The organism is Tenacibaculum sp. 190524A02b (genome assembly GCF_964036645.1).
In the GTDB taxonomy this organism is placed as follows: Bacteria; Bacteroidota; Bacteroidia; order Flavobacteriales; family Flavobacteriaceae; genus Polaribacter; species Polaribacter vairaonense.
On sequence record NZ_OZ038525.1, the window covers coordinates 2,076,946 to 2,094,581 of the forward strand.

At 28.5% G+C, this 17,636-nt stretch carries 23 protein-coding genes; 6 read left to right on the plus strand and 17 right to left on the minus strand.

The features are described from left to right. Nucleotides 1-95: 95 nt before the first annotated feature. The 12 genes from ABNT65_RS08190 to ABNT65_RS08245 all read right to left on the minus strand — a co-directional run bounded on the left by ABNT65_RS08190 (nt 96) and on the right by ABNT65_RS08245 (nt 8,221). Complete coding sequence (locus tag ABNT65_RS08190) at nt 96-836, minus strand: LytTR family DNA-binding domain-containing protein (protein WP_348704672.1); 741 nt, start codon at nt 834-836, stop codon at nt 96-98. Nucleotide 837: 1 nt separating this feature from the next. Continuing rightward, nucleotides 838-2,226 (minus strand): sensor histidine kinase, encoded by a 1,389-nt coding sequence (locus ABNT65_RS08195; protein WP_348747639.1) that lies wholly within the window; start codon nt 2,224-2,226, stop codon nt 838-840. Between the two features lie 13 nt (nt 2,227-2,239). After that, a complete protein-coding gene (locus ABNT65_RS08200) occupies nt 2,240-3,589 on the minus strand; it encodes a histidine kinase (protein ID WP_348747640.1) in 1,350 nt (449 codons plus the stop codon). Between the two features lie 87 nt (nt 3,590-3,676). Continuing rightward, on the minus strand, nt 3,677-4,432 hold the full coding sequence (locus tag ABNT65_RS08205) for a LytTR family DNA-binding domain-containing protein (protein WP_348704669.1): 756 nt from the start codon (nt 4,430-4,432) through the stop codon (nt 3,677-3,679). 131 nt (nt 4,433-4,563) lie between these two features. Further along, nucleotides 4,564-4,908, minus strand: a complete 345-nt coding sequence (locus ABNT65_RS08210; RefSeq protein ID WP_348704668.1) for a 2TM domain-containing protein — start codon at nt 4,906-4,908, stop codon at nt 4,564-4,566. After that, nucleotides 4,892-5,212 carry a 2TM domain-containing protein gene (locus ABNT65_RS08215; protein WP_348747641.1) on the minus strand — a complete coding sequence of 107 codons (321 nt, stop codon included), beginning with the start codon at nt 5,210-5,212 and terminating at the stop codon, nt 4,892-4,894. Before ABNT65_RS08215 ends, ABNT65_RS08210 begins: the two co-directional genes overlap by 17 nt. Further along, nucleotides 5,209-5,502, minus strand: a complete 294-nt coding sequence (locus tag ABNT65_RS08220) for a 2TM domain-containing protein (RefSeq protein ID WP_348747642.1) — start codon at nt 5,500-5,502, stop codon at nt 5,209-5,211. Before ABNT65_RS08220 ends, ABNT65_RS08215 begins: the two co-directional genes overlap by 4 nt. A 2-nt stretch (nt 5,503-5,504) precedes the next feature. After that, nucleotides 5,505-5,792 carry a 2TM domain-containing protein gene (locus ABNT65_RS08225; RefSeq protein ID WP_348747643.1) on the minus strand — a complete coding sequence of 96 codons (288 nt, stop codon included), beginning with the start codon at nt 5,790-5,792 and terminating at the stop codon, nt 5,505-5,507. A 12-nt stretch (nt 5,793-5,804) separates the two neighbouring features. Continuing rightward, nucleotides 5,805-6,104 carry a 2TM domain-containing protein gene (locus ABNT65_RS08230; protein ID WP_348747644.1) on the minus strand — a complete coding sequence of 100 codons (300 nt, stop codon included), beginning with the start codon at nt 6,102-6,104 and terminating at the stop codon, nt 5,805-5,807. A gap of 2 nt (nt 6,105-6,106) precedes the next feature. Beyond that, nucleotides 6,107-6,436 (minus strand): 2TM domain-containing protein, encoded by a 330-nt coding sequence (locus ABNT65_RS08235; RefSeq protein ID WP_348747645.1) that lies wholly within the window; start codon nt 6,434-6,436, stop codon nt 6,107-6,109. Beyond that, nucleotides 6,436-7,794 carry a histidine kinase gene (locus ABNT65_RS08240; protein WP_348738971.1) on the minus strand — a complete coding sequence of 453 codons (1,359 nt, stop codon included), beginning with the start codon at nt 7,792-7,794 and terminating at the stop codon, nt 6,436-6,438. Before ABNT65_RS08240 ends, ABNT65_RS08235 begins: the two co-directional genes overlap by 1 nt. Before the next feature lie 13 nt (nt 7,795-7,807). Continuing rightward, the gene (locus ABNT65_RS08245; protein ID WP_348747646.1) at nt 7,808-8,221 is read right to left on the minus strand and encodes a DUF2141 domain-containing protein; all 414 of its coding nucleotides are present in this window, start codon (nt 8,219-8,221) and stop codon (nt 7,808-7,810) included. Between the two features lie 241 nt (nt 8,222-8,462). Between ABNT65_RS08245 and ABNT65_RS08250 the strand changes: the two genes are divergently transcribed. From ABNT65_RS08250 to ABNT65_RS08260, 3 genes are read left to right on the plus strand one after another with little or no spacing between them, the layout of a single operon-like run. Further along, nucleotides 8,463-8,957, plus strand: a complete 495-nt coding sequence (locus tag ABNT65_RS08250; RefSeq protein ID WP_348704660.1) for an RNA polymerase sigma factor — start codon at nt 8,463-8,465, stop codon at nt 8,955-8,957. Nucleotides 8,958-8,965: 8 nt separating this feature from the next. After that, nucleotides 8,966-9,622 (plus strand): hypothetical protein, encoded by a 657-nt coding sequence (locus tag ABNT65_RS08255; RefSeq protein WP_348738974.1) that lies wholly within the window; start codon nt 8,966-8,968, stop codon nt 9,620-9,622. A gap of 6 nt (nt 9,623-9,628) precedes the next feature. Then, on the plus strand, nt 9,629-10,111 hold the full coding sequence (locus tag ABNT65_RS08260) for a hypothetical protein (RefSeq protein ID WP_348738975.1): 483 nt from the start codon (nt 9,629-9,631) through the stop codon (nt 10,109-10,111). Nucleotides 10,112-10,134: 23 nt separating this feature from the next. On the opposite strand, the gene ABNT65_RS08265 is transcribed toward ABNT65_RS08260, so the two are convergent. Then, nucleotides 10,135-11,157, minus strand: coding sequence for a GntG family PLP-dependent aldolase (locus ABNT65_RS08265; protein ID WP_348747647.1), 1,023 nt, complete (start codon nt 11,155-11,157; stop codon nt 10,135-10,137). Between the two features lie 42 nt (nt 11,158-11,199). Here ABNT65_RS08265 and prfB point away from each other — a divergent pair, with 42 nt between their 5' ends. Genes prfB through arsC form a run of 3 tightly spaced genes read left to right on the plus strand, consistent with a single transcriptional unit; the run spans nt 11,200 to nt 14,335 of the window. Continuing rightward, nucleotides 11,200-12,294 (plus strand): peptide chain release factor 2, encoded by a 1,095-nt coding sequence (gene prfB, locus ABNT65_RS08270; protein WP_348704656.1) that lies wholly within the window; start codon nt 11,200-11,202, stop codon nt 12,292-12,294. Nucleotides 12,295-12,323: 29 nt separating this feature from the next. Continuing rightward, nucleotides 12,324-13,997 (plus strand): phosphoethanolamine transferase, encoded by a 1,674-nt coding sequence (locus ABNT65_RS08275; RefSeq protein ID WP_348747648.1) that lies wholly within the window; start codon nt 12,324-12,326, stop codon nt 13,995-13,997. Beyond that, the gene (gene arsC / locus ABNT65_RS08280; RefSeq protein ID WP_348738978.1) at nt 13,994-14,335 is read left to right on the plus strand and encodes an arsenate reductase (glutaredoxin); all 342 of its coding nucleotides are present in this window, start codon (nt 13,994-13,996) and stop codon (nt 14,333-14,335) included. The genes ABNT65_RS08275 and arsC overlap by 4 nt, the downstream gene beginning before the upstream one ends. Before the next feature lie 24 nt (nt 14,336-14,359). Here arsC and ABNT65_RS08285 read toward each other — a convergent pair whose 3' ends face one another. The 4 genes from ABNT65_RS08285 to ABNT65_RS08300 form a co-directional block, all read right to left on the minus strand. Beyond that, complete coding sequence (locus ABNT65_RS08285) at nt 14,360-15,313, minus strand: glycosyltransferase (protein ID WP_348747649.1); 954 nt, start codon at nt 15,311-15,313, stop codon at nt 14,360-14,362. Beyond that, a complete protein-coding gene (locus ABNT65_RS08290; protein WP_348704652.1) occupies nt 15,314-16,093 on the minus strand; it encodes a DUF3050 domain-containing protein in 780 nt (259 codons plus the stop codon). Between the two features lie 85 nt (nt 16,094-16,178). Next, the gene (locus ABNT65_RS08295; protein WP_348704651.1) at nt 16,179-16,991 is read right to left on the minus strand and encodes an enoyl-ACP reductase; all 813 of its coding nucleotides are present in this window, start codon (nt 16,989-16,991) and stop codon (nt 16,179-16,181) included. Between the two features lie 97 nt (nt 16,992-17,088). Further along, entirely contained in the window at nt 17,089-17,631 is a 543-nt protein-coding gene (locus tag ABNT65_RS08300; protein ID WP_348738982.1) for a GNAT family protein, read from the minus strand. Between the last annotated feature and the right edge of the window lie 5 nt (nt 17,632-17,636).

Genomic DNA, 17,636 nt, shown 5'->3' on the forward strand with positions numbered 1-17,636 from the left:
TATTTGTATCTTTGGAATGTCTTTGGAGACGTCCTTAGACTTTTTCTTTTTCATAGCAATTTTTCCCACTCATCTTTTTGAGTGGGTTTTCTTTTTTAATCTATCCAGTTTTTAAAATCTTTTACTCTTTCTCTACTTACTATTATTTCTGCTTCTTCATAATTATGTAACTTTAACTGTAAGCGAGAATTTGTATACGATACAATATCTTTTATTGCATTTATATGTACAATATAGGTTCGGTTAACTCTAAAAAAGTGTTCTGGGTTTAAAATATTACCTAAACCACTTAAAGAATAATCTATAACTGCATTAAATTTTATAGTTTTAACAAAAGTAGCATTATCGAAACTATAGAAACACAATACTTCTTCTTCTTTTATTATTTTAATCTTTTTACCATTTTTTATAGTAAATGAACTTTTATAAGATTCTACTTGAGTATTTTTAAACATCTCTTTTAACTTTATAAAATCTTCTTCTTCATCTTTTAACCTTCTTGCTTTTAGCATGACCTTATTTATTTGTTCTTTTTTTATTGGTTTTAATAAATAGGAAATACTATTATAATCAAAGGCTTTAATACTATAGGTACTATATGCAGTTGTAAAAATAATTTTAGAACAAACCTCTATCTTCTCAAAAATTTCAAAACAGACTCCATCCGACAACTCTACATCTAAAAAAATAATATCTGGATGCTTATTTTTCTGTAGCCAATCAATTGCTTTTTTTACAGAAGGTACAGAACCTAAAACTTCTACTTTAAAATCAACAAGCATTCTTTCCAGCTTTCTTACCGAAGGCATTTCATCTTCTATTATTAATGAATTCATATTAAACTTTTAAAAGAGGGAGTTTTATTAAAAAGTTGGTTTCACTATTTTCAACCATCACCTTATTTTTTGTAAAATAACTATAACGTTCAACAATATTCTTAATTCCTTTTCCACTATAACTTTTTGTTAATTTCAAATTAACATTGTTAATTATTACTATATAATCTTCGTACGAAATTATTCTTACTCTTACTGGTGTTTGCTTACTAATTTCATTATGTTTTACAACATTTTCTATTATCTGTTGTAAGGAAGTAGTCACCAATTTCTTCTCTAAATGTTTTCCTTCAATAGATATACAATACGAAAACGATTTTTCATACCTACTCTCAAGTAAATCTAAATAATCTTGAACAAACTCCATTTCTCTTTTTAAACTCACTAAATCATGCTTTTCTTGTTCTAAAAAATGCTGATAAATATTTGACAGCTTTTTACAATATATAGCTGCTTTTTTAGGAGACTCTTCAATAAATGAGGTTAATACATTTATGTTATTAAATAAAAAATGCGGACTTAATTGCTTTTTTAACTGCTGGTATTCTGCTTTTGACCTAAGTCCTTTTTTTATAAACTGCTTTTCTTTTCTTATTACTGTTTTATATAAGGCAAAAAAATGATTGGTTATTGTCATAGGTATTATATAAACATACAAGAACACTAACAAATCTAACAAACTTTCAAATCTTAAAACTTCAATTTTTTCTAAAACAAAGAACAATAAACATATAACAACAGGATAAATAATACTAACAAACAACAATCTCTTTAAAGTATTCATTTGTTTAATTGAAAGAAAATACAAGATAGCAATGTATAATACACCTAAAATCCCTATTATTATATTTATAATTAAAAAAAAGGGCGTTGTAAAATAGAAATAATAATAGCTCCTTAATAAAGTTACCAAAAACCAAGACAGTATTAATGTACTTAATGAATATGTTAGAACTTGATTTTTTAATTCTTTATTTTTAAAAACTACAAATAAAATAATACTAACCAGAGACGCCCTTACTAATGCCTGATGAATTGTAAACATAATATATTTTGCATCTAATGCTATATTATAAGCTTCTATCAATATAACATTCTCTCTAATGAACGGATTTATTATAATCTGTACCAAGATTGAGTATAATACCGAAGAAAACAAATAATAAAGTATACTACTTACTTTTTTTTCATTAACTTGTTCTAAAAAGTATTTTGACAGTGTTATTGGTATAATAAAGGATATAAAATCTATAATTCTTCCACTAGAAAAAAAACTCTCATATATTTCTTGGTTGTTGATATACTTGTAATCAAGTATAAATACAGCTATAACACAAAATGCTGAAATACTAATTATTTTTAATAACTGTATTATTCTATTTTTTTTCATAATCATAGTTTTTTTAATATTCTGACAAAATTGGAAGTTTGATTAATGTTTTATTATTAGAGTTAAAAAACTGTACACACTCTTCTGTAAAATAGGAATACTTATTTTTTATAAACTCCATTTCATTATCTAGTTCTAGAATACTATCTATTTCTACAGTTAACTGCTCTTCTATCACACTAAACCTATAATTCACCTCTTTTTTGGGGGCGTTTTCTAGTTGTTTCAGTATTGCATAAACAACTCCTGAAACTATATAGCTCTCCATGTACTTTTCTTTAATTTCTATTTCAAAAACTAATCTATAGTTAGTTTTAGCTTTATAAATACTAACATAACTTTCTATAAAACCTACTTCTTCTTTTAATTTTACAATGTCTTCTTTTTCATTCTTTAAGAAATACCTATACACTTCCGAAAGATTTTCTGAAAATTGAATTGATTTAACTGGGGCTTCTTCTATTATATTACTTAAATAGTTTAGGTTTTGAAATAAATAATCTGGACTTAACCTTTCTTTTAGATTCTTATAGTTCTCTTGTAATTCTTTGCTTTCTTTTTCTTTATTTATTTTTGTTTCTTTAAACGTATATATAAAACAACTCAATATTTTAATTAACATAAAATAAACTACTGGAATTATAACCTCTCTTAACAAAGTCATTTCGTAACTTATACCACCTAATGCTATTTCAAAAATAATAGAGCTACTATAGTACACTTCTTTATCTATCTCTCCAAGCAGAAAAGCATAAACTAAAGGGCTAGTTACTAAAAATAAATAATATATATATTTGAGGTGTTTTGAGTTTTTACTTTTTTTCATAAAATGTAATAACCAAACATAAACTTGTCCTAAAGAAGCTAATACTAAGAGATAAAAATCAAGCTTTGAATTCAATATTGAAAAAAAACACCAAAATACTGTTACCAAAAACCAACTATATAATAGATTATCTTTTTTATAAATAATTTCTTTTTGCTTCCACCTTGAAGTATACAATATCAAAGACGAAGCTAGAGCTACTAGTATTGTAAAAAATGTTTGATTTAAACTTGGACTAAAATTAAAAAAACCACTCCCATATGTTTTAATAATGGTAAGAAACAAATCACCCAAAACTGAAAATACCACTACCCTTATTAAGTATTTTAAAAACTTCAATTCATCTATATTCTCTCTCCTAAAAAAATAAACTGAAAAAAATACAGGAAAAAAGATTATTGAAATTAATCGTGATATAAAATACTTATTAACCATTTCTTTCTCATTCATAAAAAAATAAAAAAAAGCAACAAAAACAACACAAAACACAATGCTTGTTGTTATTCCTATTGCTAATGCTTTAAAAAACTTATTCATACTTATTTAATTTTCCTCAAAAATGAAAAAGAAAAAACGAAAGTAGAAATTAAAATAAGTGAACTGTTATTTTTTACTAGTGAGTTGTTAATCTATCCAGTTTTTAAAATCTTTTACTCTTTCTCTACTTACTATTATTTCTGCTTCTTCATAATTATGTAACTTTAACTGTAAGCGAGAATTTGTATACGATACAATATCTTTTATTGCATTTATATGTACAATATAGGTTCGGTTAACTCTAAAAAAGTGTTCTGGGTTTAATTGCTCTTGCCAATGTTCTAATGAATGATCTAATAAATAGTTTCTATTGCCATTGGTATGAATGTAACTTGCTTTATTTTCCGAATAAAAACATTCTATTTCATCAGCGTGTACAATTTTAATGTGTTGGCCAACTTTAATAGTAAATCGTTTTTTATACTTTCTATCAATTGGATTTATTAACAGTTTTCTTATATCCTCTATATTTACTTTTAAATCGGTTTGTTTAGGTTGGTTCTCTTGATACTTTTCTACAGCAATTTTCAACTCGTCTTCATCAATAGGCTTCAGCAAATAATCTATAGAATTTAATTTAAAAGCTTTTAAAGCGTATTCATCATACGCTGTTGTAAAAATTATAGCCGATTTTACCGTTACTTCTTCAAAGATTTCAAAAGATAAACCATCTGATAATTGAATATCTAGAAAAATTAAATCAGGGTGCTCATTATTTTGAAACCAATTAATTGCTTCTTCTACTGAATGCAACATTTGTTTTGCTTCTAAGTTTAACACACCTAGCATTCTTTGTAACCTTCTTGCTGCTGGTTTTTCATCTTCTATAATTACTATATTCATTGTTTTTATTTTCGTTTGGTATTATTTTACTGATTCGTTTTTATTGGCACCTCCAAAGGGTATAATATCCCGAAGTAGTTTACCTCTTCATTTTTTAATAGCACAATATACTACTGTCACACTTCTCGTCTCTAAATAGTTCTATCACTCATAAACTCTTCTATTTTATTTCTCTCCCAGTTTTTACCTAGCAAGAAATCAAATCCAAAAACATTAAATGTGTGATAAATAATACCTATTCCCCAAAAAATCCATAAAATAAAGGTTCCTAAATCAAAAAACGCTTCCTGAAAAGTTTCTCCATTATCTAAATTTCTAACTATTTTCTTTACACTTACAAAAAGATTAACTACAACATATACCACTAAATGAGTATAGTATTTTTTCAACTGTTCTACTCTTTTTTTTGCTTTGTAATATTTTTCTTCCTTATTTAAATTACCCGTTTCCATCTTTTCTCTACCTATTATTTTCATTCATAAATTCCTGTATTTTTTGCTCTTCCCAATTCTTACTAAAAAATATTCTTGATCCAAAAACTCCTAGCCAATGAAAGAACAATCCAATACCCCAAAATAACCAAGTTGCATACACTCCAAAATTACTAATTGCATCTTTAAATGTATCTCCTTCATCAGACATTAAACCTATCACAATAACACTAGATATAAATACATTTACTATAACATAAGCTACGGCATGCCAATAAAATCCTTTTATTTTCTCAACTCTTTTCTTTGCTAAGATATACTTACGCTCCTTTGTTAACTCATTTTTCATCTTCTATTTTCTTTATCTAAAAATTGTTGTATCTTTTTTTCTTCCCAGTTTTTTCCAAATCCAAGCTTGTCTGCTCCAAACACTCCAAACCAATGAAAAAACACTCCTAAACTCATTCCTATTAATGGATACCAAAACCAATGATAATGGGGCACAAACTTTAAATTCACAACTATTATTATTGGCATTGTTAACACCGTTATTATTGCATGAATATAAAATGCTTTTATTTTCTCAACTTTCTTTTTGGCTAACATGTAATTATGTTCCTTTATAAACTGATTTTCCATATCTATCGATTTTCTTCAAGAAATTGTTTTATTTTTCTTTCCTCCCAGTCTTTTCCAAAACCTAATTTGTCTACCCCAAAGACACTTATAAAATGAACAATCAACCCTAAACTTACACCTGTTATTGGGTACCAAAACCAATGATATTCAGCTGAAAATTTTAAATTAATAAATATTAATGCTACTATTATAAACACCGTGATTATTGTATGAATGTAAAACCCTTTTATTTTTTCTGTTCGTTTTTTTGCTTTTATGTATTGATATTCTTTGATATAATTATTTTCCATGATAATAGATAATTAGTTATTAGGTTCTTTTTCTTTATTCATTATCTCATTTACTTTTCTTTCCTCCCATGTTTTCCCAAAGATTAACTGGTATTCTTTATAAACATTAATCCAATGAAAAAACAAACTTAAAATCATTCCTATTAATGGATACCAAAACCAGTTATGCATTGGTATATATTTTTTATTGATAATAATCAAAACAGGAATCATTACAATGGTAATTATAGTATGTACATATAATTTCTTTATTTTTTTTGCTTTCTTTCTCGCTTTTGAATATTTATAACGATATAGGTTATTGTTTTCCATTTTTAGTTTAGATTATTATCTTTTGACATTAGTTCTTTTATTTTTCTCTCTTCCCAATCTTTACCAAACCCTAATTTATTTTTTCCAAAAACTTCCATCCAGTGAAAGACTAATCCAATTCCCCAGCCTAACCACGTCATATACACTCCTAAATGTTTAATAGCTTGATTAAGGGTTCTTTTTTCCTCGTATATAAAACCTAGTATAACAACAATACTTATACATGTATTCACTATTAAATAGACTGATAAATGTCCATAAAAATCTTTTACTTCTTTTACCCTTTTTTTAGCTTTTATATACTGTTCTTCCTTTATATATTCTTGTTCCATTAGTGCCTACGTTTTTTTTCCTCTTCCATTATTTCTTTTATTTTTCTTTCTTCCCAGTTTTTCCCTAAGAACAAGCTGTAATTATTTATTTCTAAAAAGTGGAAAAATAATCCAATTCCCCATCCTATCATCGGAAACCAAAACCAATGGAATTGTGATGAAAACGTTAAATTTATATAGATCAAAAACGGTATTACTAAACAATAAGAAACTAAGTTTTGGTAAAACTCTTTTAGTTTCTCTACTTTCTCTACTGCTTTTACATATTTACTATTTTCTAATGTATCTGTATTAATTTTCATGTCTGTTGCTTTTATTAACAGTGGTAAACTCACTGTAAATGTTTTGTTATTATTGGTTACTTTCACACCTATATCAGTTATTAATCCATATCTATCAGCAATATTTCTTAATCCTACTTTGGTGCTTTTTCCTATGGCTTCTTTTGGGTTAATATTATTTTGAACCTGCAAAAAGCCTTCTTGTTCAAATATGTGTATTTCTAATGGCCTGTTAGAAGACACAACATTGTGCTTTACTGCATTTTCTAATAATAATTGCAGTGAAAGCGGGACTATTTTTAATTCTGAATTACTTACTTGTGTTGGAATGGTAAACTTAACAGCATCTTCAAATCGCATTTGTAATAATTCCATATATGTTTTTGCAAATTTTAACTCCTCTTGTATTGGAACTAACTCTTTATTTCTCTGCTCTAAAACATATCTATATATTTTTGAGAGTTTGGTTGTAAATTTTTCTGCTTGATATGGGTTTTCACCAATCAAAGACGTTAATACATTTAAACTGTTGAATAAAAAATGAGGATCTATTTGACTCTTTAATGTTTCAAATTTTGCTGTTTCTGTCTTAGCTACTATTTGTTGTTGTTGTGTTTCTTGAGTAGCTGCTTTTTTCCAAGCCAACATAAAACCTCTAGCATGAAAAAACACTGCTACACCAAGTGAGAGCACCACCGTAAACATATGTGTCATAATTAACTTTTCAGAAAAAAGAATACTTACATCATTTTTAAAAATAAGTACATATTGCACATAATGTATAAACAGTACAGCTATCACTGTATACAACAACGTAGTAACTATTGCGGCAGTTACCCTTTGATTAGTTTGAGTAACCCAACTCCATTTAGTAGTTAAATAATCATTTATAAACCCATTCCCCATTCCTAATATAAATGAATACATTGCTGAAAATAAAAATACTGTTCCTGCTCCTTTTAATGAAAATTCTTGGTTTATTAATGTAAATACAAGTCCGAAAATAATGGTCATTTTTAAACAAATCCAAAAATCTTTTTTCAATCGCTCTATCCAATTTATTTGCTCTGTATTCATTGCTAGCTAGTTATTAAAATCTGATTTCTAAAGATACATTTTTATCATTAAGCATAAATTTTGCATCGTTATATTTAGGTGGTCCAAAATTCATTGTATTGTTAGAAGCGCCATAGTTTTCCGTAGGCATTCCATTAGGTTCAAAGTCCATTATATCATTATTATTTTTATCATGATAACAAACTACCGCATACTCACCTTGCTCTATTTTGTCAAAAACAATAGTACTTATTCCTCTTTTAATAGTTGCTGATTTTCTTTGTAATGGTTCTTTCAAAAATCCTTTTTTAGTATAAAGAGCAAAATTTACCTTTCCTTTATCTGAAGTAGCATTGGTTACTGATACTGTAATACTTTGTTCTTGAGCAGACACGTGTTGTACTGTTAGATTGATCACAAAAAACAAAAGATTGATTAATAATTTCATGGTGCTGTTTTTAATTATTTACACTACAAATATCTTTGAATGCCCTTACTTTTTAAATTAAAAACTACCGAACTGTATTTTTTTTGAGATGAATTGTAAAATTCAATTTATCTAATAATTTTCTACCTATACAATACTATAATGAACAGTTACTATATTTTTATTCTTAAAAAATTATAATGATACTGTAACGTTTCTTACTTTTGAGCTACTTATTTAATATCAAACGTTACTATATTTAGTGCAAACTGAACTCGAAAATAAATTTTTATCAGATTTTGAAGCTAATCAAAATATTGTGCATAAAGTGTGTAGAATTTATACTACCAACCAAGATGCTCATAATGATTTGTTTCAAGAGATAACTATTCAACTATGGAAAAACTACACAAAATTTCGAGGCGATGCTAAATTTAGTACTTGGATGTATCGTGTGGCTTTAAACACTGCTATTTCTTTATATAGAAAATCGACTAGAACTGTAAAAACACAAGACATTAGTGACTTTGCTTACAAAATACAGTCTAATGAATATGATGATACTGAAGAAGTACAACTTAAAGCTTTATATAAGGCTATACATAAATTAAATGATATTGATAAAGCGCTAATATTTTTATACCTTGAAGACAAACCTTACAAAGAAATTGCTGATACTTTAGGTATTAGTTCTGTAAACGCTAGGGTAAAAATGAATAGAGCTAAAGATAAATTAAAGAAAATATTGACACCATAATTTACTATATGGATGCATTAGATAAATATAAAAAAGCTTGGGATAATCAACCTGAAGAAACTGAAAAAGTTTCTAAGGTAGATATCTATAAAATGACGCGCTCAAAGTCGTCATCAATCGTGAAATGGATTTTTATTATTGGTATTTTAGAACTCCTTTTTTGGGGTGGACTTAACATGGTTTTTGTAGGTTCTTCTTATACTGATTTATATGATGAATTACATTTAAACACTTTAGTATATACCAGTATATACCTTCACTACTTCATTATTGTAGTATTTTTAGTTGCTTTTTATAAAAATTACAAGTCTATTTCTGTTTCTGATAGTACAAAAACACTTATTAAAAAGATTTTAAACACTAGAAAAGTAGTAAAATACTACGTCTACTTTAACTTATTTTATGCTATTTTGGCAAACCTTATAATTGTACTTTTTATATTTAATGATCTTGATGGACTTATTAACTATTACAATACGCATGGTATTGTAGCTCCAAGTAGTAAAAATCAACTGATTGTTTCATTAATAATTGCTGTTGTTCTTGTACTTAGCTTAATGTTTGTTATCCTATGGTTATTTTATAAAGTTATTTATGGTAGCCTATTAAAAAAACTACACATTAACTATCAAAAATTAACTAAATTAGAACAATCTAATACTTAATTTTTTATGAAGAGAGTTCTTTTTATTTCCTTCTTGTTTTGTTGTGCATCTTTAACAGCTCAAGAGTCAAATTTTTGGAATAAAGTTAGATTTGGAGGTGGTTTTGGTTTAGGCTTTGGAAACAATAATACAACAGTAGCAATTTCTCCAAGTGCTGTATATGATTTTAACGAACAATTTTCTTTAGGACTAGGAGTTGGTTATTTATATAACAAACAAAACAACTTTTCTTCTAACGTTTATAGTGGAAGTATTATCTCTTTATACAATCCTATGAATGAAATTCAACTTTCAGCTGAGTTTGAACATCTTTTTGTAAATAGACGTTCTAGAAGCTTTACTGAAAACTATAACTATCCTGCCCTATATCTTGGTGCAGCGTATAGAACAGGACATGTTTCTTTTGGTATTCGATATGATGTTTTGTACGATAAAAACAAGAGTATTTTTGCTTCTCCAATTTCCCCAATAGTTCGAATATTCTTTTAGTTACATTATATTTTTACAATCGTTTACTTAAAACTTTTTAGTTCCTTTATTAATACTTCTAACATATCATCTGTAAAATCATGATGGGTTACAATACGTATTTTTCCTTCACCCATAGAGATTAATAAAATTCCTTTATCTGCCATTTTCTGCATAAATTCATCTGGATTTATAGTTTCTTCAACATAAAAAATAATAATGTTCGTCTCAATTGGCTCTACTTTTTTAACATAAGAACAATCCTCTAAAACTTCTCCTATTTGTTTTGCCCTACGGTGATCCTCTGATAAACGCGCTACCTGATTCTCTAAAGCATAGATTCCTGCTGCTGCTAAAAATCCAGCTTGGCGCATACCTCCTCCAAATAGCTTACGAACTCGTAATGCTTTTTCAATATGTCCTTTACTCCCTACTAAAACGGACCCGACTGGAGCTCCTAACCCTTTAGATAAGCATATAGAAATTGTATCAAACAATTCTCCATATTGCTTAGTTGTTTCATTTTTTGCCACCAAAGCATTAAAAAGTCTAGCCCCATCTAGATGATATTTCAAATCATTCTTTTTAGCTACTTTTTCTATTTCCTTTAACTCTTCAAAATCCCAACATGCTCCTCCACCTTTATTTGTAGTATTTTCCACACAAACCAACCTACTATATGGTGTATGAATATCATTTCTTCCTCCTACCAAACTCTCTAATTGTTTTGCGGTAAACATTCCTCTACTTCCATCAATCAAACAAGAAGTTACTCCAGCATTAAAAGCCGCTCCTCCTCCTTCATAATTATAAACATGTGCCCACTTATCACAAAACATTCTATCACCTGGTTGTGTATGTATTTTTATAGCTGTTTGATTAGCCATGGTACCTGATGGAAAAAACAAAGCATCTTCCATTCCAAACATATTAGCTACTTTTTCTTGTAGAGCATTTACTGTTGGATCTGCTTTAAAAACATCATCTCCTACTTTAGCTTCTAGCATTACTTGTAACATTTCTTTAGTTGGTTTGGTAACAGTGTCGCTTATTAAATTGATTTCCATTTAAGTTATAATTTAGTTTGTAAAGTGTATTTTTGCAATCTTATGATTACACACGAACAGCTTAAAGATATTACTGAACGAATTGGCAAGTTAAAAAGCTATCTTGACATTGACAAAAAGTTGATTGAAATTACTAATGAAGAGGAAAAAACTGCTGACCCAAATTTTTGGAACAATCCAAAAGAAGCGGAAGTATTAATGAAATCGTTACGTTTTAAAAAGAAATGGGTAAACGATTATAATACTGCGGTATCTCTACAGGAAGATTTAAGTGTTTTGTACGATTTTTACAAAGAAGGAGAAGTTGATGAAAATGAAGTAGATGAGCATTATGAGAAAACAGTGTCTTTTTTAGAAGATATTGAATTTAAAAATATGCTTTCTGAAGAGGGAGATGGTTTAAGTGCAGTAATTCAAATTACGGCTGGTGCTGGAGGAACAGAAAGTTGTGACTGGACAGAAATGTTGATGAGAATGTACATGATGTGGGCAGAAAAACAAGGTTTTAAAATTAAAACACTTAACTATCAAGAAGGTGATGTCGCTGGTGTTAAAACGGTTACTCTTGAACTTGACGGTGATTATGCCTTTGGTTGGCTTAAAGGTGAAAATGGTGTACATAGATTGGTACGTATTTCTCCTTTTGATAGTAACGCTAAGCGTCATACTTCTTTTTCTTCCGTATATGTTTATCCTGTTGCGGATGATTCTATCGAAATTGAAATTAACCCTGCTGATATTGAAATCACTACCGCTCGTTCAAGTGGTGCTGGTGGACAAAATGTAAACAAAGTAGAAACTAAAGTGCAGTTATTGCACAAACCTACAGGTATCCAAATTCAATGTTCTAACTCTAGATCTCAACATGATAACAGGGCTACTGCTTTACAGATGTTAAAATCACAATTATACGAGATAGAACTGCAAAAACGTCAAGCTGCCCGTGCCGATATTGAAGCGAATAAAATGAAAAACGAATGGGGTAGCCAAATTCGTAATTACGTAATGCATCCTTATAAATTGGTGAAAGATGTAAGAACAGCACATGAAACTGGTAATGTGGATGCAGTTATGAACGGTGATATTAATCCGTTTTTAAAAGCTTTTCTTATGATGATGGGGCAGAAAGAGGGTTAAGTGTTAAGTAAGTTATATTTTTATAGGCTATGAAAAAACAATATTTATTACTGTTTTTAGCAATTTTAATCATCTGTTCTCCAAATCTACTAATCATTTACACAGGAATAGATTCTGTAACGGGAACTTTGACAAAAAAAATAGTATTTCTGTTACTTAGCACCTCTATAGTATTAGTACCTCTTTACAGGATTAAGCCTAAAATATACATTGGTTTTCTTACATTTATAATTCCCTTTGTCTTTTTTGAACTTTATCATATTTCAACTTTTGAAGCCATCTCTTCCGAGGAAGCTATTCTTTCAATTTATTTAACTAATTATCACGAAGCTTCAGAATTATTATCCAGTAATTTACCTTTACTATTAATTACTTTAATTACACTTTCTTTTTATATATACATTATAATAAAACTTAAACCTTCTTTTGTTTTAAGTAAAAAGTCAAAAAACATAATACTTCTTTCTTTTATTACCATACTATCTATTCTCTTTATTCGAAATTCTTTGCTCGCCTATAAAATGAATGATAACTGGGAAGAAAGAGTACGCGCTTGTAAATACTCTTTTAATGTTTTATTTAGAAAAACATTTCCCACTGGTTTTTTCATGAAGGCTTCTAATGTAATTAAAGGAATAAAAAGTAAAGAAGAGTATCAAAAAGACATTGAAAACTTCTCTTTCTCGGCTAAAAAAATTGATTCGATAAATCAACAAGAAATATATGTGCTAGTAATTGGAGAAACTGCAAGAAAGCATAATTTCGGTGTGTATAATTATAAAAGGAATACCACTCCTAACCTTGATACTATTAAGAATTTAGCTGTTTTTAAAAATGTAAAAACAAGCGCTAATGTTACTTCTTTAAGTATTCCTTTTATGTTAACTAGAGCTACTCCTGATAACATAAATATAAAACTTAATGAACCATGCTTAGTTGCACCATTTAAAGAAGCAGGATTTAAAACATACTGGTTAAGTAATCAAACTTATAGTGTTGGAAGTATTTTTGGTTTTTATGCTGATCAAGCCGATGTTTATAAAAATGTTTCTACTACAATGGATAGTGCTACTCTTGATGGAACACTACTTCCAATACTAGACAAGGTTATTACTGATAATAGTGCTAGTAAAAAACTAATTATTTTTCATACCATTGGAAGTCATTTTAGATACAATTACAGATACCCAGAAAAATATAACGTTTTTACACCTACTTTAGAAAAAGGGCTTTCTATTGAAGGAGCTACCAATATTTCTAAAAAAACAGAAATTATCAATAGCTATGATAACTCTATTAGGTATACAGACTATTTTTTACATCAGGTAATTAATCAGTTGAAAAAATCACAAGCTGTCTCTTTTATGTATTATATTTCAGATCATGGAGAAAATTTATTTGACGATGGCTCTAATAAAATAGTTCATGGTTATAATATCCCTTCAAAATATGAATTAGAAATCCCCTTAATAATTTGGTTTTCGGATTTATATAAAAACACCTTTCCTAACAAATTTGCTATTGCAAATCAAAATATTTATCAAAAAATTTCTAGTGTAAATACATTTCATACACTATTGGACTTATCAAATATTTATTACCCTAGTCAAAATTTGTCTAAAAGTTTTAGCAATCGTAATTTTGATACTTTACAAAAAAGGCGTTTTTACGCTATTAATAAAAAAGTTTTAGATTTAGAATGATAAAAATATACCACAATAATAGATGTAGTAAATCTAGAAATGGTTTACAAATTTTAGAAGAGTCTGGAAAAGAGTTTGAGGTTATTAAATATCTTGACAATGTGCCTTCTGAAGAAGAATTAAATGCGATTGTTAAACTTCTTGGTATTTCTCCAATAGAATTGGTTCGTAAAAATGAAAAAGTCTGGAAAGAAAGTTATAAAGGAAAAGACTTAACCGACGCTGAAATAATTAAAGCAATGGTTGAGAACCCTAAGCTTATTGAGCGACCAATAGTTATCAATGGTGATAAAGCTGTCATAGGCCGCCCACCAGAAAATATTTCTTCTATTATATAAAATATAGCTCTCTTTCGAGAGCTTTTACTTTTTTAAAAATTGTGATTGTAAAAACCCCATTCCATAGCCATAGAACTGTGTTAGCGTAGTAATAATACTTAAAAAAGCTACTTTAATGTTTTTATTTTGAAATAAAGAATCTATAAATAGTAAACCAAAATACACTACATACACTAGCAAAAACTGCCAAAAACCAAATAGCAAAGCTATAATAGCTATATCTAAACTAATAATAAACAAACTAGGAAACCAATAAGTGATTTTGGCTGTCTCTGGATATTTTCTGTTAAGTTTTGGTCTAGCTGTCCCAAAAGCAAAGGTTTGCTTGAAAAATTGCTTAATTGTACTTCTTCTTTTATGATATACGTACGCCTTTTCAACCAATTGGGTTTCTAGGTTATTTTCCCATAAACGAAAAGTTAAATCAATATCTTCTCCTGCTTTTAATGCTGAAAATCCTTGGGTTACTTCAAAGGCTTTTCTTGACATTCCTAAATTAAAACTTCTAGGTTGAAACTTTCCTACGCTTTTTTTCTTTCCACGTATCCCTCCTGTTGTTATTATAGACGTCATGGAATAATTAATAGCCTTTTGTAATGAAGTAAAACTTTTATGAGCAGCATCTGGCCCACCATAAGCATCAGTATATTTTTTTATAAGTGCTTTCTCTACTTCTATCAAGTATTTTGAAGGCACTAACACATCTGAATCTAAGATGATAAAGTAATTACCAGAAGCTCTTTCCATTCCATAGTTCCTACTTAAACCAGCTCCAGTATTTTCTTTAAGAAAGTATTTTATCTCTAAAGTTGACTCAAATTTTTTTACAACCTTTTCAGATACTTCACTTGATCCATCTTCTATAATGATAACCTCAAAGCTTTCCTTATACTCTTGTTTTGTTAAACTTTCTAATAACTCTTCAATTTCTTTAGGCCTATTATAAACAGGGATTATGATTGAAAATTTAATACTCATTTAAATTAAAACAGCATTTTTTATTCTTGCAGTAATTCCGTCCCACAATGAAATTCTTTTTTCTAAAGAAGCTTTTGCATAATACAAAACATCATTCCATTTTTGCTCATCTTCACCACATAACTCTTCTATCATTTGTAATGACAATGGCCCATGCTCATCTCCATCCAATTCAATATGTCTATTTAAGTAATAGCTTAACTTACTGTAATCTTTATTTTCTTTTTCTTCTGTCTTTTTTACAATTTCTAAAAACATATCAGGTATCAAATCTTCTCTCCCAAAAGTAAAACTAGCCGCTATAATATGAGGTTCCTGAGTATTTAATACATCAAATGTAAATGAAGTAAATTCTTTTGTTTCTTCTTCTATATGCAGGTTTTGTAATACAGAATTCACTGTTCCTCCATCAATAATATTTGAAATAAAATTAGACATTTCAGATGTATTTGCACCTACTTGAAACATGGCATCTATATACATTTCAAAATGACTTTTAGGCTCTCCTAATTCATTAACATCTGTTTCTTCCCCTAATACAATTTCATTAATAAAGCGGGCAGTTTTAGGGTTCACAACAGGAATCCACGGTAAACTAACACATGTTAATTGTTGTTGTAATGCTTTTAGTAATGACATAAAATCCCAAACGGCAAATACATGTTCTTCCATAAACATTTTTACATCATCAATTGTTTTTAATGAGTCATACAATTCGTGCGTTCTCAATTTAGCTCTTAAAGAAGCCAATTCCTTTTCTAATAATAAAATACGATTCATCTTGTTTAGTATTAGTTACCAACAACTTAAAATGCAAATCTAACGATTTGCATTTTAAGTTATTCTATTTTATAATTGAACTAATTTATTCTTCAATAAATTTATCCATTACTGCATCACTTACTCCTACATTAGAGAAACCTCCATCATGAAATAAGTTTTGCAAAGTTACTTTTTTGGTCAAATCTGAGAATAAAGATATGGTATAATCTGCACATTCTAAAGCAGTAGCGTTTCCTAATGGAGACATTTTCTCTGCATATGATATAAAACCATCAAACCCTTTTACACCACTACCCGCTGTAGTTGGTGTAGGTGATTGAGAAACCGTATTAACACGTACTTTATGATCGCGTCCGAAGAAATACCCAAAACTACGAGCAATAGACTCTAGATACGCTTTGTTGTCAGCCATATCATTATAATCTGGAAATACTCTTTGTGCAGCCATATAAGTTAATGCAACAATACTTCCCCATTCGTTCATTGCTTTCTTATTATACAATACATTCATTGTTTTATGAAAAGATAATGCCGAAACATCAAAACCTTTCATAGTAAAATCATATTTAGAATCTGTATAATGACGGCCTTTACGTACGTTTACAGACATTCCTATAGAGTGTAATACAAAATCAAGTTTACCTCCCAATATTTCCATAGACTTCTCCACTAAATTTGTTAAGTCTTCTAGAGAAGTAGCATCTGCTGGGATAATTTCTGAGCCAGTTTTTTCTGCTAACTTGTTTAATTCCCCCATACGCATCGCTATAGGAGCATTAGTTAGTACAAATTCTGCACCTTCTTCGTGAGCCCTTTCTGCAACTTTCCATGCTATAGAGTGCTCATTTAAAGCTCCAAAAATAATTCCTTTTTTACCTTTTAATAAATTATACATAGTGCTATAGTCTTTTTTCTTTAGTTATTTGTAAAGGCAAATATAAACCTTTATCTCAATTCGTTTATCAGTTACTCCAGTTCTATTAAAATCAAATTTATAAGTATTGATTTTCCCATTCTTCTTTTAATATTCCATAGCTAACAGAGTCATAATACACACCGTTTACTATTCTTGCTTTTCTGTAAGTTGCTTCTCTTTTCATTCCTAATTTTTCTGCTAATTTCATCATTCCATGATTTCCTGACCAGGTTGTTAATCCAAGCCTAACAATTTCTGGTTTCTCTTCAAAAACAATAGGAATCCACTTTTTTAAAGCTTCATAACCAATTCCCTTTCCCCAGAATTTGTCATTAAAAACAACTATTCCTATTTCTAACCAATTTGTTTCTTCTGATTTCCAATACCAACTAACTTCTCCTATTAATTCATTTTCTTTATTAGAAATAATTCTTTTATGAGAAAGAGCTGCTATATTATTTTGTAAAGCTTCTTCTATTTTATCTATTTCTTTTTCTACTTCTTTTTCTGTTAATTTTTGAAAATACGGACCATTTAATGTATGATATTTATGTGTTGGATTCTTCCAAAACCTATATTCTTTTATATCTTCTAATTGTATCTTTCGTAAGATTATCAAATTAT

Coding starts and splice junctions, on each gene's coding strand:
- ABNT65_RS08195 (WP_348747639.1), bottom strand. CDS start 2,226: ATGAAAAAAAATAGAATAATACAGTTATTAAAAATAATTAGTATTTCA.
- ABNT65_RS08215 (WP_348747641.1), bottom strand. CDS start 5,212: ATGAAAAATGAGTTAACAAAGGAGCGTAAGTATATCTTAGCAAAGAAA.
- ABNT65_RS08235 (WP_348747645.1), bottom strand. CDS start 6,436: ATGGAACAAGAATATATAAAGGAAGAACAGTATATAAAAGCTAAAAAA.
- ABNT65_RS08200 (WP_348747640.1), bottom strand. CDS start 3,589: ATGAATAAGTTTTTTAAAGCATTAGCAATAGGAATAACAACAAGCATT.
- ABNT65_RS08210 (WP_348704668.1), bottom strand. CDS start 4,908: ATGAAAATAATAGGTAGAGAAAAGATGGAAACGGGTAATTTAAATAAG.
- ABNT65_RS08245 (WP_348747646.1), bottom strand. CDS start 8,221: ATGAAATTATTAATCAATCTTTTGTTTTTTGTGATCAATCTAACAGTA.
- ABNT65_RS08265 (WP_348747647.1), bottom strand. CDS start 11,157: ATGGAAATCAATTTAATAAGCGACACTGTTACCAAACCAACTAAAGAA.
- ABNT65_RS08205 (WP_348704669.1), bottom strand. CDS start 4,432: ATGAATATAGTAATTATAGAAGATGAAAAACCAGCAGCAAGAAGGTTA.
- ABNT65_RS08295 (WP_348704651.1), bottom strand. CDS start 16,991: ATGTATAATTTATTAAAAGGTAAAAAAGGAATTATTTTTGGAGCTTTA.
- ABNT65_RS08190 (WP_348704672.1), bottom strand. CDS start 836: ATGAATTCATTAATAATAGAAGATGAAATGCCTTCGGTAAGAAAGCTG.
- ABNT65_RS08220 (WP_348747642.1), bottom strand. CDS start 5,502: ATGGAAAATCAGTTTATAAAGGAACATAATTACATGTTAGCCAAAAAG.
- ABNT65_RS08275 (WP_348747648.1), top strand. CDS start 12,324: ATGAAAAAACAATATTTATTACTGTTTTTAGCAATTTTAATCATCTGT.
- ABNT65_RS08290 (WP_348704652.1), bottom strand. CDS start 16,093: ATGAATCGTATTTTATTATTAGAAAAGGAATTGGCTTCTTTAAGAGCT.
- ABNT65_RS08225 (WP_348747643.1), bottom strand. CDS start 5,792: ATGGAAAATAATTATATCAAAGAATATCAATACATAAAAGCAAAAAAA.
- ABNT65_RS08260 (WP_348738975.1), top strand. CDS start 9,629: ATGAAGAGAGTTCTTTTTATTTCCTTCTTGTTTTGTTGTGCATCTTTA.
- ABNT65_RS08255 (WP_348738974.1), top strand. CDS start 8,966: ATGGATGCATTAGATAAATATAAAAAAGCTTGGGATAATCAACCTGAA.
- arsC (WP_348738978.1), top strand. CDS start 13,994: ATGATAAAAATATACCACAATAATAGATGTAGTAAATCTAGAAATGGT.
- ABNT65_RS08285 (WP_348747649.1), bottom strand. CDS start 15,313: ATGAGTATTAAATTTTCAATCATAATCCCTGTTTATAATAGGCCTAAA.
- ABNT65_RS08240 (WP_348738971.1), bottom strand. CDS start 7,794: ATGAATACAGAGCAAATAAATTGGATAGAGCGATTGAAAAAAGATTTT.
- ABNT65_RS08230 (WP_348747644.1), bottom strand. CDS start 6,104: ATGGAAAACAATAACCTATATCGTTATAAATATTCAAAAGCGAGAAAG.
- prfB (WP_348704656.1), top strand. CDS start 11,200: ATGATTACACACGAACAGCTTAAAGATATTACTGAACGAATTGGCAAG.